This is a genomic window from Arthrobacter sp. 2YAF22_2 (assembly GCF_052114645.1).
Classification (GTDB): Bacteria; Actinomycetota; Actinomycetes; order Actinomycetales; family Micrococcaceae; genus Arthrobacter.
In genome coordinates, this window is record NZ_JBFRFD010000776.1 from 1 (window position 1) to 1,086 (window position 1,086).

The window sequence follows — 1,086 nt, forward strand, 5'->3', positions numbered from 1 at the left end:
GTTCGACGGCGTCCGTCCGGAAACAATGCTGATGCTCGTCGAGCCCTAGGCACCTCAGGATGTGCACCAGAAAGTTTTAACCGGCCAGTAAGGCCCCGATGGGTCGGCCGAGAAAGCCAAAAAGCACCGATGAGCGGCATTGATTCAGTGCCGTTCATCGGTGCTTCAGGCTCCGCCCCTCTCCAGGGCATTTAGTCGTTAAAAGGCGCGGAGGATGTCTTCGACGCGTTGTTTGGCGTCGCCGAAAAGCATTTGGGAGTTCTCCCGGAAGAACAAAGGGTTTTGCACTCCGGCGTAGCCTGCGGCCATGGAGCGCTTGAACACCACGACGTTGTCCGCTTCCCAGACCCGGAGGACGGGCATGCCGGCGATGGGGCTGGACGGGTCCTCTGCGGCTGAGGGGTTCACGGTGTCGTTGGCCCCGATGACCAGGACCACGGAGGTGCCACCGAGGTCCTCATTGATTTCGTCCATTTCCAGGACAATGTCGTAGGGGACTTTGGCTTCGGCGAGCAGCACGTTCATGTGACCGGGCAACCTGCCGGCGACGGGGTGGATGCCGAACCGGACATTCACGCCGCGTTCGCGGAGCTGGTGCGCCAGTTCAGCGACGGGATACTGGGCCTGGGCCACGGCCATGCCGTAGCCGGGGGTGATGACAACGCTGGTCGCGTTGGACAGCATTTCCGCGGTGGCCTGGGCCGTGATTTCGCGGTGCTCGCCGTACTCGGTGTCCGCCCCGGAGGGTGCTGCGATGCCGAACCCTCCGGCGATCACGGAGATGAAGGACCGGTTCATGGCCTTGCACATGATGTAGGACAGGTAGGCACCCGAGGACCCCACCAGTGCGCCGGTGATGATCAACAGATCGTTGTTCAGCAGGAACCCCGCGGCGGCGGCGGCCCAGCCTGAGTAGCTGTTGAGCATGGACACGACCACGRGCATGTCGCCGCCTCCGATGGAGGCCACCAGGTGCCAGCCCAGCCCGAGGGCGAGGACAGTGACAATGATGAGCAGCCACAGCTGGGAATCGTTGACGTACCAGACGGTCAGGGCAATGAATGCCGCAAGGGCGCCGAGGTTGAT

At 62.9% G+C, this 1,086-nt stretch carries 1 protein-coding gene; it reads right to left on the bottom strand.

The genetic code is table 11. The annotated features are described in order from the left end of the window. Positions 1 to 198 precede the first annotated feature (198 nt). Positions 199 to 1,086: NAD(P)(+) transhydrogenase (Re/Si-specific) subunit beta (locus AB4Y86_RS19470; protein WP_441403757.1), on the bottom strand; the 888-nt coding region annotated here is incomplete at its 5' end.